The organism is Flavobacterium sp. Flavsp81 (assembly GCF_059491325.1).
In genome coordinates, this window is the sequence record NZ_CP168505.1 from 4539440 (window position 1) to 4555805 (window position 16366).

The window sequence follows — 16366 nt, forward strand, 5'->3', positions numbered from 1 at the left end:
ACATAGAAGCATAGTTTTAGTAAGCTAAAAAAGACGTTTCACTCATTAAAATCCACATAACAACTATATGTGAAGAACGAGTTTCTTTTTATTCTCTGAAAAGTAAAATCTATGTTTCCAGCCTGCACTGAGCGGAGTCGAAGTGTGTTAGATAATTATGAAATCTAAAAAATTTCGAATAAAAAATATCATCTATATTATTGATACTCTTCCGGAGAAATCAATTAAATGAAACATGCCTTTAATAAAGTAAAATATGAGTAAAACAATTACAAATGGAAGATTAGTTTCTTTGGACGCTCTGAGAGGGTTTGTTATGTTTTGGATTATGAGCGGAGAACATATCATACATGCTTTGGCAAAAGCCGCTCCAATCCCTGTTTTTGTATGGATGTCATCACAATTGCACCATACAGAATGGGAGGGGATTACTTTTTACGACATGATTTTTCCAATATTTTTATTTGTTGCCGGAGTTTCGATGCCGTATTCTTTCGACAAAAAAATGAATGCTGCAGGCGTGAGTACTCCAATGGAATTACCGTCAAAAGAAAAGAAAAAAATATACCTGTCCATGTTAAAAAGGACTTGCATTTTAATCTTTCTGGGATTTGTAGTAAATGGATTATTACGGTTTGACGGCTATGAACAGACACGTTTTGCCAGTGTATTGGGGCGAATTGGACTGGCGTGGTTTTTTGCCGGTATTATTTATTTGAATTTTGATTTAAAAAAACAAATATTTTGGTTCACAGGCATTTTGATTGGTTATTATTTAGCCATGAAATTAATACCGGTTCCTGGTTTTGGGGCAGGTGTTTTAACCAAAGAAGGATCATTAGAAGCTTATATTGACCAATTATTCCTTCCGGGAAGATTACACAGCAAAGTCTATGATCCCGAAGGTTTATTTTCGACAATTCCGGCTGTTGCCACAGCTTTGTTGGGAATGTTTTTGGGAACATTTTTAAAAGCCTCAGGTACATTTTCGACAAATAAAAAACTATTAATCTTGCTCACTTCCGCAATTGTTTTGATAGGTACAGGGCTTCTTTGGAATTATGATTTTCCTATCAATAAACATTTGTGGTCAAGCTCTTTTGTGTGTTATGTAGGCGGATTTAGTATTTTGTTTTTCACCTTTTTTTATCTGATAATTGATGTATTGGGATATCATAAATGGGCATTTCCCCTAATATTAATTGGCTCAAACTCTATTCTTATTTACATGGCAGCTGAGGGGGTGGTAAATTTTGGACATACTGCCGATTTTGTATTTGGAGGACTGATTAAATTTTTCCCTCTGGTTTGGCAGCCCGTATTTACAGCTTTATCAGTAACGCTTGTACAACTGATTTTACTGTATTTTTTGTATAAGAAAAAATGGTTTCTAAAAATCTAAACGCAGTCTATATCACCAAAAACTAACAACCACCAACTAACAACCAAAAAAACAACCTCATCATGAATACTTTACAAACTGCAGATTATATTGTTTTTCTTATTTATTTTGTGATCGTTACAGCCTACGGAATGTACATCTACAGAAGTAAGAAAAATGCAACTACAAGTTCCAACGAATATTTTTTAGCCGAAGGTTCTCTTACCTGGTGGGCAATTGGTGCATCATTGATAGCTTCTAATATTTCGGCAGAACATTTTATCGGCATGAGTGGTTCGGGCTTTGCCATCGGATTAGCGATTGCTTCTTACGAATGGATGGCTGCCGCCACATTAATTGTAGTGGCCATATTTATTTTACCGGTCTATCTAAAAAACAGGATATTTACGATGCCTCAATTTTTGGCAAAAAGATATAATGGAACCGTAAGTACCATAATGGCTATAATTTGGCTATTGATTTATGTATTTGTAAATCTTACTTCTATTATTTATTTAGGCGCTTTGGCTATTTCATCTATTGCACCCGTTAGTTTTCAGTTTTGTGTTATCGGATTGAGTTTGTTCTCTGTTATTGTTACTTTAGGAGGAATGAAAGTTATTGGTTATACCGATATGTTTCAGGTTATCGTATTGATTCTGGGAGGATTGGTTACGACTTATTTGTCATTAACCTTATTGTCTGAGCAGTTTGGATTTGGAAAAGATATTCTTAAAGGACTTGCTGTTTTAAAAGATGAAGCACCGGGTCATTTGCATATGATATTGGATAAATCGAATCCTCATTATGCAGAATTACCCGGAATGTCGGTACTCATTGGCGGTATGCTAATCAATAATCTGGCCTATTGGGGCTGTAATCAGTATATCGTTCAAAGAGCTTTGGGTGCTGATTTGAAAACAGCGCGTAAAGGAATTTTGTTTGCTGCTTTCTTAAAATTATTGGTTCCAATTATAGCCGTTTTACCGGGTATCGCAATGTATGTAATGCATCAAAACGGAATGTTTCAACAAGAAATGGTTGATGTCTCGGGAGTTTTGAAACCGGATCAGGCTTATCCGACATTAATGAATTTATTGCCTGCCGGATTAAAAGGAGTAGCCCTGGCAGCTTTAACAGCAGCAATTGTGGCGTCATTGGCGGGCAAAGCCAACAGTATTTCGACGATTTTTTCTTTAGACATTTATAAAAAATATTTTAACAAAGAAGCAACTGAAAGAAAGCTGGTGCTTACCGGAAGATGGTGCGTTGTAGTTGCGATGTTTATTGCGGCCCTTGTTGCTCCGGCATTAAAATCGCTGGATCAGGCTTATCAATTTATACAAGAGTATGTTGGGTTCTTTTCTCCGGGAGTTTTGGCTATCTTTTTATTGGGAATGTTCTGGAAAAAGACAACACCAACAGCAGGACTTGCCGGCGCATTGCTAACAGTGCCTATTGCCGCAGTATTAAAGTTCCTGCCTATGTGGACAGATGGTGCTTTTCCTGATTATCCTTTTTTAGACAGAATGACTATCTCTTTCTTTATAATAGTATTTTTAATGGTAGCTATCAGTCTCTTAAAACCTGAATCTGACGAACAGCTTGAAGCTCACAAGATAGAAGTGGATAAATCAATGTTTAAAGTATCTTCAGAATTTATTATTGGTTCCTTTATTATCTGTGGAGTATTAGTGGCGCTGTATACTGTGTTTTGGTAATTTTAAATTATTTGAATGTGTGATGGCTTATAAGTGCCGTAATTTTTAAATTTGAAAAAACTTATTTATTAAAATTTTAAATACAAAGATGTGAAAAACGATTTTTCATTAAAAGGAAAAGTAATAGTGGTAACCGGGGCAACCGGAATATTAGGAGAAGCTTTTATCAATGGGATAGCAAATACAGGTGGGATTGTAGGTGTATTGGGCAGAAATGAAAAAGTGGCCAATGAAAGAGCAGCCTCAATTGTAAAGCAGGGAGGTGAAGCAATTGCATTGATAGCAGATGTAACAAATGAGCAGGACCTTATCAATGCCCGCGAAATAATTTTGTCTAAATACGGAAAGGTAGACGGACTGGTGAATGCCGCCGGTGGAAATATGCCCGATGCAGTAATCCAGCCGGGACAGGATATTTTTCAGCTGAATATACAGGCATTACAGCAAGTAATGAATCTGAATTTGTTTGGAACAATTCTGCCGACACAAATTTTTGGAGAAGTCATAAAAAATACCGGAACCGGGAGCATTGTAAATATTTCATCAGTTTCATCGGACCATGCAGTAACAAGAGTATTAGGATACAGTCTGGCAAAATCAGCAATCGATTCGTATACAAAATGGTTTGCAGTTGAACTGGCAAACAGATTTGGTGACAAAATAAGAATAAACGCTATTGTACCGGGCTTTTTCCTGACGGAGCAAAACAGAACGCTTTTGACAAATACAGATGGAAGTCTGACCGAAAGAGGGAATTTAATCATTCAAAACACACCTTTTAATCGTTTTGGAGATCCGGAAGAGTTGATAGGGGCATTGGTTTGGTTATTAAGTGATGCTTCAAAATTTGTTACCGGATCAAAAATAACCTTAGACGGAGGATTTTCTGTTTTTAGCGGAGTTTAAAATAATATCTATTAACCAAAATGGATGTCAGGCTGAGCGGAGTCGAAGCCCTTTCGAAGTAAAAAACCTTCGACTTTAGCCTGTCTTGAGCTTTTGTCGAAGGGTTCAGAATAAAAATGATTTTCAGTAGCATAAATATGTTTGATCTGGTTATTTATTATAAACCTGAGTTCGATTATTACAAAGGAAGTTTTGAATTGCAGCTTCAGCTGGAGATTATAAATTAAGTACAGTAAAGGGCTTTAGCCAAATTAAACGCTTTTCGGCTAAAGCCAATTATCATTTCTTATATTTATTTAATAGTAATTGTTAAAAAACAAACAAACTGAGGTTGTAAAATAACCCAAATGACAATATAAACGGAATGATGAATAATGTTGCCTCATTCCATTAAAAAATATAAAAGTATCATCATATGAAAATGACACAAACCTGGCGATGGTTCGGGCCTAATGATCCGGTTACATTGCAAGATATAAAACAAACAGGGGCAAAAGGAATTGTTACGGCGCTTCATCATATTCCAAATGGAGAAGTCTGGTCTGTGGACGAAATTACCAGGAGAAAAAAAGAAATTGAGAATGCAGGATTAATATGGTCTGTAGTAGAATCTGTTCCTGTTCACGAAAATATCAAAACCCAAACCGGAGATTACAAAGTCTATATCGAAAACTATAAGCAAAGTATTAAAAATTTAGCTGGCTGTGGGATTTCTATTGTATGTTATAATTTTATGCCTGTTTTAGACTGGACAAGAACTTCCTTGGATTATGAAGTCGAAGACGGATCAAGAGCATTGCGTTTTGATACAGCTGCCTTTGCCGCTTTTGATATTCATCTGCTAAAAAGACCTAATGCTGAAAAAGACTATACCGAAGCCCAGAGAAACAAGGCAAAAGAATATTTAGAAACCTTGACAGATGCTGATAAAACGAAACTGGTCAAAAACATAATTGCCGGTTTGCCGGGTGCCGAAGAAGGGTATACGCTGGAGCAGTTTCAGAAAACGTTAGATGCGTATAACACTATAGATTCGGTTAAGCTGAAACAGCATTTAGTTTCCTTTTTAAAAGAAATTATTCCCGTAGCGGAACAAAATAAGGTCGTAATGTGCATACATCCTGATGATCCGCCTTATCAAATATTGGGATTGCCGAGAGTGGTGAGTACTGAAGCAGATTTTGATTACCTGGTTGAACAAATTCCAAGCAGAAACAACGGAATCACATTTTGTACAGGTTCGCTTGGTGTCATTCCGCAAAATAATTTGGAACAGATGTTTAAGAAATTTGCTGACAGAGTACATTTTATCCATTTAAGAAGCACGCAAAGAGATGAATCGGGCAATTTTTATGAAGCCAATCATTTAGAAGGAAATGTCGATATGTTTACCATTGTAAAAGAAATAATAACGGAACAAAAACGCCGACATGCTGAAGGAAGATCGGATTCTGCAATTCCGATGAGACCGGATCATGGTCATCAGATGCTGGATGATTTGTATAAAAAAACCAATCCCGGCTATTCTGCTATTGGAAGATTAAGAGGATTGGCTGAATTAAGAGGACTTGAAGAAGGAATTATTCGTTCTATGTAATGGGGAGTAACAAGTAATTAAAACACAATTTTGTCATTCCGTAGGAATCTAAATTTTCAATCAATTCTGTTTTAAGCTTTTAAAAAATAAAAAATGATAAAGAAACCTATAATTGCTATAATCATTTTCTGTATTTCATTGACTGCCGTAGCGCAAAAAGTATATGACGTCAAAAAATACGGGGCGAAAGGTGATGGTAAAACGAATGATGCTGTTGCAATTCAAAAAGCAATTGATGCCTGTAGTAAAACTGGCGGTCAGGTATTAATTCCTGCTCCGTTTACATTTTTGACCGGACCTTTCAATGTAAAATCGAATGTGGATTTGCATATTGAGGGAGGGGCAAAAATATTAGCAAGCCCTGATGAAAAATTATACACAGAAAGCGCTTTTCGTGACAACAAAGGAGAAGGAACAATCTGGATTGGAGGGAAAAACATAGAAAACTTTACTATTAGCGGAAGCGGAAAAATTGATGGAAACGGTATTTCGTTTATGGGAGCCGAAGAGGAAGATGCATATATCCTGAAACCTTTCAACGTTTTAGATCCCCGTCCTCATGTTCTTACGATTATAGGAGGGAAGAATATCCGAATAAAAGATGTTCATATAGGAAATTCGGCGTATTGGACAGTTCATCTTGTGGGCTGTAATGATGTTGTCATTAGCGGAATTACATTGCTGAACAGTTTAAAAGTTCGTAATAGTGACGGTATTGATTTAGACCATTCAAAAAATGTACGCATTAGTGATTGTTATATTGAAAGTGGTGATGATTGTATTTGCTTAAAAAACAGAAGGGAATTTGAAGAGTTTGGTGCCTGCGAGAACATTACCGTTACAAATTGTACGATGACCAGCAGCAGTTGTGCCATCAAAATTGGTTCAGAAAATATGGATGCTATCAGACAAGTCGTGTTCAATAATTGCATTATTAAAAACAGTAATCGTGGTGTAGGGATTCAAAACAGGGATGAAGGAACGGTGAGTGAGGTTATTTTCTCCAATATGATTATTGAAGGAAAACTGACTACAGATACCTGGTGGGGAAAAGCAGAACCAATTTATGTAACGGCTTATAGTCGCGCAAGCGGAAACCACAAGGATGCCAACTGGCGTTTTCCAAAAGGCGCAACAGAAGGGAAAGTAGGGACAATCAGTAATATTTATTTCAGTAATATTCAATGCTTTGGAGAAAATGGTGTCTATGTCAGTGGAGAAACAAAAGACAAAATTAAAAACATTGTTTTTGAAGGAGTGAATGTTTCTATTGATAAAAAGTCTCAATTTCCCGGTGGAATTTATGATCGTCGCCCATCAAAATTGGAAGGTTTTGTAAAAGGCAGTACATCAGGTTTTTATTTTGATACTGCAGAGAATATAAAAGTTCAGAATTGCTCTGTGAATTGGGGAAAAAACAAACCCGATTATTTTAAATATGCAGTTGAAAGCAAAAATGTAGATGTTTTGAAAGTGAATAATTTAGATGGAGAATCGGCTTTTCCGGATAAATACGAAGCTGTGAAAAAATAATGTGGACGCGACAGGCTGAAAATGAAAATGTTCGAATAGTAAAATTACATAAGTTTTTTTTTACGCTTAGTTTTGTCATACTTTGAAAGTAATACATTATTTAAAAATCAAATTTCTATAGTTTTCTGAAGACTTGTTTTTTAAAAATCGGTTAAGTCTAAAATATTGTAAAACTTTAGATAAATTAGCAAGGCTAAATTATCAACTATCATATAAATGAAAAACAACATAATTACAAAAATTATCATTGGTGGTTTGTTATTCACCAGCCTTTATGGAAGTGCCCAAAAAACAACCTTAGAAGTTGATGTTACTAAAACCATCACAAAGATTCAGCCCACTATGTTTGGCCTTTTTTTTGAAGATATCAATTTTGCTGCAGATGGCGGATTATATGCCGAAATGATTAAAAACAGATCCTTTGAGTTTGAGAAACCTTTAATGGGATGGGAGCAGCCCAATACTAAAAGATCTTCTTTAAACCTGCAATCCGGAGTTGCGGTAACCATCAAAGAAGAAAACAAAACCAATTCTAATTTTTGCAGGGTTTTGGTAAATAATGCTAATGGATATGCTATCATTAATGAAGGCTTTCGAGGAATGGGAGTCAGGAAAGATGCCAAATACAATCTTTCATTAAAGGCGGCTAATCATGACAGAGCTATCAAAAAAATAATTATTCAGTTTATTGATAAGGACAAAAAAGTAATTGGTGAAACCAGTATTGCCCCAACATCGAATGAATGGAAAAATTATACTGCACAATTCACAGCTACTCAAACTGAAGCCAAAGCCAAATTAAAAATAACCTTTGAAGGAACTGGGACTATTGATCTGGACATGATTTCATTGTTTCCGGAGGACACCTGGAAGAATAGAAAAAATGGACTTCGTAAAGATATTGTACAGCTTTTGTATGATATGAAACCTGGGTTTTTACGTTTTCCCGGCGGTTGTATTGTTGAAGGAAGAACTTTGTCAGATCGTTATCAGTGGAAAAAATCGGTTGGGGATGTAGAAAACAGAAGAACAATGATCAACCGTTGGAATATGGAGTTCAGCCATAAACAGACTCCGGATTACTTTCAAAGTTTTGGATTAGGATTTTATGAATATTTTCAGCTTTCAGAAGATATCGGGGCAACGCCATTACCTATTTTAAGTTGTGGAATGGCCTGCCAGTACAATACAGGTGAATTGGCTCCAATCGAAGAATTAGATCCCTATATACAAGACGCTTTAGATTTAATTGAATTTGCCAATGGAGCAGGAAACACAGTTTGGGGAAAACTTCGCTCAGATATGGGACATCCAAAACCATTTAACCTGAAATATATTGGAGTTGGAAACGAGCAATGGGGACCGGATTATATTGAAAGGTATAAAGTTTTTGAAAAAGCTATAAAATCAAAATATCCAAATATAGTTATCGTTTCAGGAAGCGGGCCATCTCCGGACGGGGAACATTTTGACTTTGGAATGGCAGAACTTAAAAAGCTGAATGCGGAACTTATAGATGAACACTATTACAAAAGCCCGCAATGGTTTAGGGAAAATGCAACCCGTTATGATAATTATGACCGAAAAGGGCCAAAAATATTTGCAGGAGAATATGCCGCCCAAAGTCCTTCGAGTGATAAAACAAGTAACAGAAACAATTGGGAATGTGCCTTTTCGGAAGCGGCTTTCATGACTGGATTAGAACGAAATGCCGAAGTAGTTAATTTGTCTTCGTATGCTCCGTTGATGGCTCATGAAGATGCCTGGCAGTGGACACCGGACATGATTTGGTTCAATAATCTAGAAGCTTACGGATCGGCTAATTATTATGTGCAAAAATTGTTTTCAACCAATAAAGGGACCGATTTATTGGCTATTGCTAAAGATGGGAAACCATTAACAGGAGAAAATAATCTGTACGCATCTGCCGTAAAAGATATAAATACCAAAGAAGTTATTGTAAAACTGGTTAATACATCGGCAACAGCACAAAACATTACCATTGATTTAAAAGGGAGTAAATTAGCACCAAAAGGTTCTGTTATTACGCTTGCAAGTGCGAACTTACAGGATGAAAATACTTTTGCCTCTCCTAAAAAAATAAGCCCAAAAGAAAGTGAGTATGACCTGAAAGGTCAGAAAGCCCAAATGAATTTGCCTGCTTATTCCGTAACTGTTTTGAAGTTAAAAATGAAATAATAAAAACAAATATTTATTAGAAAGATACAAAACAGCCGCTTATTTTAAGTGGCTGTTTTGTTGGCGGTACTCGCCTGGAGTCAGGCTTACTATTTGTTTAAATATTTTTGAAAAATGAGGCAAATTAGAAAATCCGGTATCCATGGCGATTTCTAAAAAAGTAGTATTTGTAGTTGCGATGAGGTGTTGGGCTCTTTCTATCTTTTTTTCATGAATATAATTTAAAGGCCTTTTGCCGGTATGAATCAAAAATTGTTTTGAAAAATAATCCTGATTTTGATTTACTCTTTTGGCTAATTCGGCAACAGTAAGATTCTCGCCTAAGTGAAGCTGCACATAACTCATTGTGTCCAGTATTTTGGAAGGTGCTGATTGAGAACTGTTTGTTTTGAAATCCTTCGAACTCAGGAATCTGGAAATCAGCTGAAGAATAATTCCCTGATTTTCAAATTTCTGATGTGTTTTCATTTCGTTGTTAAGTGACTGATATTCTTTGTAATAAGCTTCTTTTTCATACACTTTCGGGTTGTCTGACCTATTAATTCCTCTTCCCGGATTACTGCTGAACAATCTCTTAATAAGCATTATGTCAATTTCTGTTGCAGAAAGTTTCATCACATTTCTATTGTTATTAAACAATGATATTCCATCGGGAGATTCTTCAAAAAATTGGATAAAATACTGGCTTAAATACGTGTTGCAATTCAGGTTGCATATCGTAAAACTGGGAATAAGATATAAATTGCCCGGTTCTAAAGTTAAGCAAACAGTACTGTCTGATATAAATCCTGTTCCATCATCAATATAATACAACCGATAATAAGGACTGATGACATTATTATAATTCCAGTTGTGATTAAGTTTTACATAGTCTACATGTAATAAGGAGAAAGAATATTTAAAAATATTTTTGGACATAATAAATAGTAAAAGTCGTTTTTGAATAATAGAAAATCGTTTTTGAATAAAAGAAGTATTCCATTCATAGACTATATTTGTTTTTGCTTATTTAAAATTTTAGGATTTAAAATAGTAATAATAAGATTTATACAGTAAATATTTATACAATGTTGATTTTTATAGCCAATTAGAGATTTTTAAATACAATGCTATAAAGTAAATAAATAAAATCGGAAATACATAAAAAATTATGAATAGACGGAATGCTTTAAAATTAGCAGTATCGGGATTGGCGGGTCTTTACTTATCTCCTTTATTGGCTCAAAAAAATATTTTTAGTTCACCCGATTACAAAGGACCCTTTGCGCCTACCTGGGATTCCCTAAGCAAATATCAGGTACCGGATTGGTTTCGGGATGCTAAATTTGGAATGTGGGCGCATTGGGGACCACAGTGTGAACCGGAAGCAGGCGATTGGTATGCAAGAAGCATGTATCAGGAAGATTCCTGGCAATATAAATTTCATGTAGAAAAGTACGGCCATCCCTCGAAATTTGGTTTTAAGGATGTAATTAATGTCTGGAAAGCCGACAATTGGAATCCAGAAGAATTAGTCAATTTGTATAAAGATGCCGGAGCCAAATATTTTATGGCTATGGCAAATCATCATGATAATCTGGACCTCTATAACAGTAAATACCAGCCCAACTGGAATTCAACGAAAGTAGGACCAAAAAAAGATATTATCGCCGGATGGGAAAAAGCAGCCCGAAAAGCAGGACTTCCTTTTGCAGTAAGCGTTCACGCTGCTCATGCCTGGACTTGGTATGAAACATCACAGCGCTCTGACAAAAATGGAGCCCTTGCCGGTGTTCCTTATGATGGGAATCTTACTAAAGAGGATGGAAAAGGGACTTGGTGGGAAGGTTTGGATCCTCAGGAATTATATGCGCAAAATCATCCATTAAGTAAAAACAGTTCAGACAATGGCGGAATACACAGTCAATGGAATTGGGAAGATGGCGCTTCTATACCATCAAAAGAATATATTGAAAGTTTTCACAACCGAACAATAGATTTGATTGATAAATACAATCCCGATTTGATTTATTTTGACGATACTGCATTACCACTTTGGCCAATTAGCGATGCTGGTTTACGTATTGCGGCACATTTGTATAATAAAAGCCTACAGAAAAATAAAACAGTTCAGGCAGTAATTACGGGTAAAATATTAGATGAACAGCAACGAAAAGCCATAGTTTGGGATATCGAAAAAGGACAGAGTAACAGCATAGAACCTTTGCCATGGCAAACGGATACCTGTATTGGCAACTGGCACTATGACCGTGGTGTTTACAAAGATAAGCGTTACAAATCGGCTAAAACAGTTATTCATACCCTGATTGATGTGGTGAGTAAAAATGGTAATCTGATGCTTAATATTCCAGTTCGCGGTGACGGAAGTATAGACGAATTAGAACGAGCAATTGTTGCAGAAATTGGTGTCTGGATGAAAGCTAACGGAAAAAGTATTTATGGTACCCGGCCCTGGAAAATATTTGGTGAAGGTCCACAACAAGCAAGTGCAGGAGCATTAACAGCTCAAGGATTCAACGAAGGAAAAGGTAAACCATATACTTCAGAAGATATTCGTTTTGTGCAAAAAGACAAAATAGTGTATGCAACAGTAATGGCCTGGCCGGAAAATGGCACTGCAGCTATCAAAAGTTTAGGTAAAGGATCAGCTTATCATCCTGAGAAAATAAAACAGATAAAATTAATAAGTACAGGAGAGAAACTGAATTTTAAACAGAATGAACAAGCTTTAGAAGTATATTTTCCAAGTAGTCAGCCTGTAGCTTCTTATGCCAATGTGTTGGAAATTATTTAGATTAGAATACAATTTTGCTCATTTTAGTTAAATTTTAATATTTTGGTAACGTAAATAATTAATCCGATAAAAGACTCAATTAGTGTTTTTATCGGATTAATTATTTTTATAAAAGGTTGCTTTTTGCTCCTTCAATGTTAACCTGAAGAACCTTAGTTTTATTTAAGGTAACAAAAATCTGAAACCATAATCTTTAATAAAAACAATATCAAATATATTTATAGTTGGGGAAAAATTAAAAATAATAAACACCTGCTTTATAGATCTAAAAGGCTTGTAAATAAAAATATTAATTTAGATTTTCAGTGCTTTTTATTCTTAAACAATGTTCAGTTCCTAAAAAGAGTGGGTTTCCATGTTTTTCTGACCAAAACCCATCCAGCACATCTTTAGTTATACATCGGTAAATGGCTACACCTTTGTAGATTTTGTTTTCTTCGCCTTTGTATTTAAAATTGATTACCAGAATGTTGTCCTTAAAGAAACCATGACCGGTTTGTTCCTGTGTATTATTAATTAGCCATTGTGCCGCAATACGGTTGTTTTTATCCAGGGATAAAGTCAAAACACCCTTGTAAGTCATTTCGTTGCTATCATCCTGATTACTCCCGGAAATGGTGTAATTACCAATCAAATCTTTTATTTTCATTTGCTTTTCGATGCATAAATTTAGTAACTCGTATTGGTAGGGTCCAGAAATCCGGAGTTATAAATTAAGTGTTTATTCAATTTTATTTTATAAAAGTAAATACATTTTAATAAAAAATTAAGTTATTTCGTTAACAAAATTATTAACTTGTTCTTGTATTAAAAAAAACAAATTTATGAGGGTATCAGTAGTACGAAAAAATATAAAATTTACACCAGATTCAAAAAGAGTTGTTGCGCGATATTTTATGAACGGTTACGAACGGACTCAGCAAATGGTGATTCGTATAATGATGCTGGATGAAAAACAAGTATTGCAGACGCTGGAACAGACACTTCGTGAGTTTGCCAGGCGCCACCGAAATATTTCAGCTGTTTTTTTTAGGCATTGCGAAATAATAAGACCCATAATCGAAGAAATGAAAATAGATTATGATGCAATGTCACTTGATCGGAAAATGCTCATAGGTTCTTATTGTACAATGGAATACGCGATAGAATCTGCGGCTATTTTTAATCCCTCTATTGTTGAAGATTTTGATCAGACGGGTCTGGAAGCGGGCGAAAAACGTGTTGTTATTTCTTTTCGGGCAACAGGAGAAGGTCATATTTCATCAATTGTTTTTAGAAGAGCAATTCTGGACAGGGATAACAATTTGCAGATAATGAAAATTGGTAATCACATTGACAAAGCCGAAATAGAGCACAAAACCTTATTCAACAAAGAGCGATTTTTGACGAAATTGGCAGAAATGCATACTACGGATAAATATATAACCCAAATTATGCAGGACCTGCCGGACGAATTTGAGTTTGCTGTCCTCAAAAATATTCTAAAAGCAAACTTAAGCGATCCATTGATCCGTGAGGAAAGAAAAACAGCACTGCAGGAAATACTCTGGTTGGCCAATTCATTTTATGATATACAGTTTAACCATGATTCGGACATCACCGAACGCGTTATATTTCCAATCTCCAATTCTGAAAGCCGCGGTATAGAGGATGCGCGATTTGTACGTTTTGTTGATGATGATGACTCCGTTCGTATTATGGCGACTTACACAGCTTATAATGGGCACACTATACTGCCTAAACTTATTTCTACCGAAGATTTTTATAATTTTAGGGTTATGCCACTGCATGGTGCCGGCGCCCAAAATAAAAACCTGGCCTTATTTCCCAGAAAAATAAAAGGCAAATATGCCATGCTTTCCCGAATAGATGGTGTAAACAATTATATTATGTTTTCTGAGCGGGCTACACAATGGGATCATCCCATACTTCTTCAGGAACCGCGTTATACATGGGAGTTTACACAAATAGGAAATTGCGGATCACCACTTTGGACTTCTGAGGGCTGGCTCGTTATCACCCATGGAGTTGGTACTATGAGGCGTTATTGCATAGGTGCTTCATTATTAGATCTTGATGATCCCACTAAAGAGATTGGAAGACTTACTGAACCTTTACTTTCACCGATGGAAGACGAGCGTGAGGGTTATGTGCCTAACGTTGTCTATTCCTGCGGTGCAATTATTCACAATAACAGTCTTATATTGCCTTATGCTGTATCGGACTATTCTTCTACCTACGCTACTGTTGATATGGCAGAATTAATCGATGCTTTGAAGAAAAGCAAATAAGAAGCCTAATTTTTCCGAATCTGTTTTTCGGCATCTTATTTTCAGTAATCGTTTAAGTGGAATAGTAAGTACATCGTATTTAAAAAATTAGAGTAAATAATTTATTACTTCAACCGTCTGCTTCAGACGGTTTTTTTTTTGTTTAAGCATTTAATATATTCTTTTGATTTTAAATTTAAGAACAATATAATGTCTATGAAATTGTGGGAAATATACTTTAAAACATGGGAATTATATAACATTAAAAAGTAATTATGTAAAAAAGCCATTATTCGCCATTCTACATTTGGAAAATTACAGTTTAAATATTTTATTATGAAAACACGAATTGACCCCAAATTTATGTTTGTCATTATGCTTACAGCAGTATTATTTTCATGCAAAAATAATCAGGACGGCTATAATGATGACATTGAAACCATGCAGGCTAATGTTGATACTGCAGATACTACAAATGTACATGGCAACAATCTGAACAGTTATAATGCGGATGGAAGCAGCGTAAACAACGCTGCACAAAGCAGTTCGGGAGGAACAGGTACAAAAAACACGGAAACCGGTAGCGGTTCTGGCGAAAGTGCTAAAGACGGTTCTACATATTCAGGTGCTTCAGATGCCCAAAATGACAGTATTAGTTCGGTAAATGAAACTTTAAAAGATAAAAAAGGGTAGTAAAAACCTTTTAGGATAGGATAATCCAATTTTGCATTTTGATTATTTGCATTATTAGTGAGAAAGCCTGTGATTTTTAATTATTACAGGCTTTTTTATTGTCAGGATTATACGGAACCAGATTTAAATACATTTTTTTGCTTTTCGTATTACTAACCATCCGATGATAAGCAGAAAAAGTCCGAGAAGTAAAAACCCATAATTCCACAAATCTTTATTTTCGCTTAATTCCCTAACATTATGCAACCCCAGAATTTGATGGTTTATCAGGCCTTCAATTAAATTAAAAATTCCCCATCCTACCAGCATTCCGCCCGTAATGAGATATTCTGATTTATTAGTATTTATATTTTTGAGTACTTTCCATAACAGATAAACTCCAAGAATAGTTGTGATTAAAGTAAAAAGATGAAAAATACCATCCCAAAACATATTTACACTTTTATTGATCAGATCATTAGGAGTTATTTTGTTAGACAGCATTTCATGCCATTGGAGAATCTGGTGTAAAACAATTCCATCCGCAAATCCTCCCAATCCCATGCCTAATACCATTGCCGTGCAATAAAGCGGAGCAGATGACAAATCAGAATCTAAATTCAGGTTGATTTTGTTGCTATGTTTTACAGCAAAATAAGTCAAAATTAAAACGATAATAGTTAATACAATAAATCCGGAGAACATTTCAAATTTATTAGCATCCAGGCTTCTGTTTATTGCCTCCTTAACTTCCTTATTGCAATTAATGCAGGAATATCCATTTGTGGTAAACATCAATAATGTTGTAATAATAATGGACAGATATGTATGCGGCAGTTGTTTTTTCGGTTTCATTTCTGATGGATTGGTTAGCTGATTATGAGTCATAATTAGTAATAGAATGACAAATTTCAACTGATTAATCGATAAGAAGTTACAAGATTATGCCGGAATATTGCAATTTAATAATCTGATTATCATTTTAATTAAACTACAGTAAAAGTGGCTTCTTTTTTTATAAATCTTTTATTAAATCACTTGGATTTATTTTTAAAGATTGAGCAATTTTAAATAAAGTACTTATTTTCATTTCCTGAGAACCCTTAATATACTTTCTTAAATTCTCTACATCCATTTCGGCATCATGAGCAACCTCGCGTTGTTTTAATTGATTGCTGTCTATTATATCTTTTATTCTGATTCCCAGTTGCTTTACAACCTGTGGAATTTCGCTTTTTCTCGTTCTTTTCATAAAAATGAAATTACAAGTAATAGATTGTTTTTGTGTAATTG

13 protein-coding genes are annotated in these 16366 nt (G+C 35.2%); 9 read left to right on the top strand and 4 right to left on the bottom strand.

Translation table 11 applies throughout. From position 1 onward, the window contains the following. Nucleotides 1–256: 256 nt before the first annotated feature. From ACEN92_RS19090 to ACEN92_RS19115, 6 genes are all read left to right on the top strand, one after another. Nucleotides 257–1402, top strand: a complete 1146-nt coding sequence (locus ACEN92_RS19090) for an acyltransferase family protein (protein WP_495639914.1) — start codon at nucleotides 257–259, stop codon at nucleotides 1400–1402. A 62-nt stretch (nucleotides 1403–1464) separates the two neighbouring features. Then, the gene (locus ACEN92_RS19095) at nucleotides 1465–3102 is read left to right on the top strand and encodes a sodium/sugar symporter (protein ID WP_495639915.1); all 1638 of its coding nucleotides are present in this window, start codon (nucleotides 1465–1467) and stop codon (nucleotides 3100–3102) included. A gap of 90 nt (nucleotides 3103–3192) precedes the next feature. Continuing rightward, nucleotides 3193–4008, top strand: a complete 816-nt coding sequence (locus tag ACEN92_RS19100) for an SDR family oxidoreductase (RefSeq protein ID WP_495639916.1) — start codon at nucleotides 3193–3195, stop codon at nucleotides 4006–4008. 421 nt (nucleotides 4009–4429) lie between these two features. Beyond that, a complete protein-coding gene (uxuA, locus tag ACEN92_RS19105) occupies nucleotides 4430–5605 on the top strand; it encodes a mannonate dehydratase (RefSeq protein WP_495642363.1) in 1176 nt (391 codons plus the stop codon). Nucleotides 5606–5698: 93 nt separating this feature from the next. Next, nucleotides 5699–7138: a glycoside hydrolase family 28 protein gene (locus tag ACEN92_RS19110; RefSeq protein WP_495639917.1), complete on the top strand. Its 1440-nt coding sequence runs from the start codon at nucleotides 5699–5701 to the stop codon at nucleotides 7136–7138. A 216-nt stretch (nucleotides 7139–7354) separates the two neighbouring features. After that, nucleotides 7355–9337 (top strand): alpha-L-arabinofuranosidase family protein, encoded by a 1983-nt coding sequence (locus ACEN92_RS19115; RefSeq protein WP_495639918.1) that lies wholly within the window; start codon nucleotides 7355–7357, stop codon nucleotides 9335–9337. Between the two features lie 39 nt (nucleotides 9338–9376). Here the strand turns inward: ACEN92_RS19115 and ACEN92_RS19120 are convergent, their stop codons facing one another. Then, a complete protein-coding gene (locus ACEN92_RS19120; RefSeq protein WP_495639919.1) occupies nucleotides 9377–10255 on the bottom strand; it encodes a helix-turn-helix domain-containing protein in 879 nt (292 codons plus the stop codon). Nucleotides 10256–10487: 232 nt separating this feature from the next. On the opposite strand from ACEN92_RS19120, the gene ACEN92_RS19125 reads away from it, so the two are divergent. Next, the gene (locus tag ACEN92_RS19125) at nucleotides 10488–12131 is read left to right on the top strand and encodes an alpha-L-fucosidase (RefSeq protein ID WP_495639920.1); all 1644 of its coding nucleotides are present in this window, start codon (nucleotides 10488–10490) and stop codon (nucleotides 12129–12131) included. Between the two features lie 289 nt (nucleotides 12132–12420). Here the strand turns inward: ACEN92_RS19125 and ACEN92_RS19130 are convergent, their stop codons facing one another. Then, on the bottom strand, nucleotides 12421–12780 hold the full coding sequence (locus ACEN92_RS19130) for a hypothetical protein (RefSeq protein ID WP_495639921.1): 360 nt from the start codon (nucleotides 12778–12780) through the stop codon (nucleotides 12421–12423). A gap of 175 nt (nucleotides 12781–12955) precedes the next feature. On the opposite strand from ACEN92_RS19130, the gene ACEN92_RS19135 reads away from it, so the two are divergent. Then, nucleotides 12956–14422 carry a glycoside hydrolase family 130 protein gene (locus ACEN92_RS19135; protein ID WP_495639922.1) on the top strand — a complete coding sequence of 489 codons (1467 nt, stop codon included), beginning with the start codon at nucleotides 12956–12958 and terminating at the stop codon, nucleotides 14420–14422. A gap of 315 nt (nucleotides 14423–14737) precedes the next feature. After that, nucleotides 14738–15094, top strand: a complete 357-nt coding sequence (locus ACEN92_RS19140; protein ID WP_495639923.1) for a hypothetical protein — start codon at nucleotides 14738–14740, stop codon at nucleotides 15092–15094. A gap of 123 nt (nucleotides 15095–15217) precedes the next feature. Here the strand turns inward: ACEN92_RS19140 and ACEN92_RS19145 are convergent, their stop codons facing one another. Both ACEN92_RS19145 and ACEN92_RS19150 read right to left on the bottom strand, forming a co-directional pair. After that, entirely contained in the window at nucleotides 15218–15928 is a 711-nt protein-coding gene (locus ACEN92_RS19145; RefSeq protein WP_495639924.1) for a DUF2243 domain-containing protein, read from the bottom strand. A 160-nt stretch (nucleotides 15929–16088) separates the two neighbouring features. After that, nucleotides 16089–16325 carry a helix-turn-helix domain-containing protein gene (locus ACEN92_RS19150; RefSeq protein ID WP_495639925.1) on the bottom strand — a complete coding sequence of 79 codons (237 nt, stop codon included), beginning with the start codon at nucleotides 16323–16325 and terminating at the stop codon, nucleotides 16089–16091. Nucleotides 16326–16366: the final 41 nt, after the last annotated feature.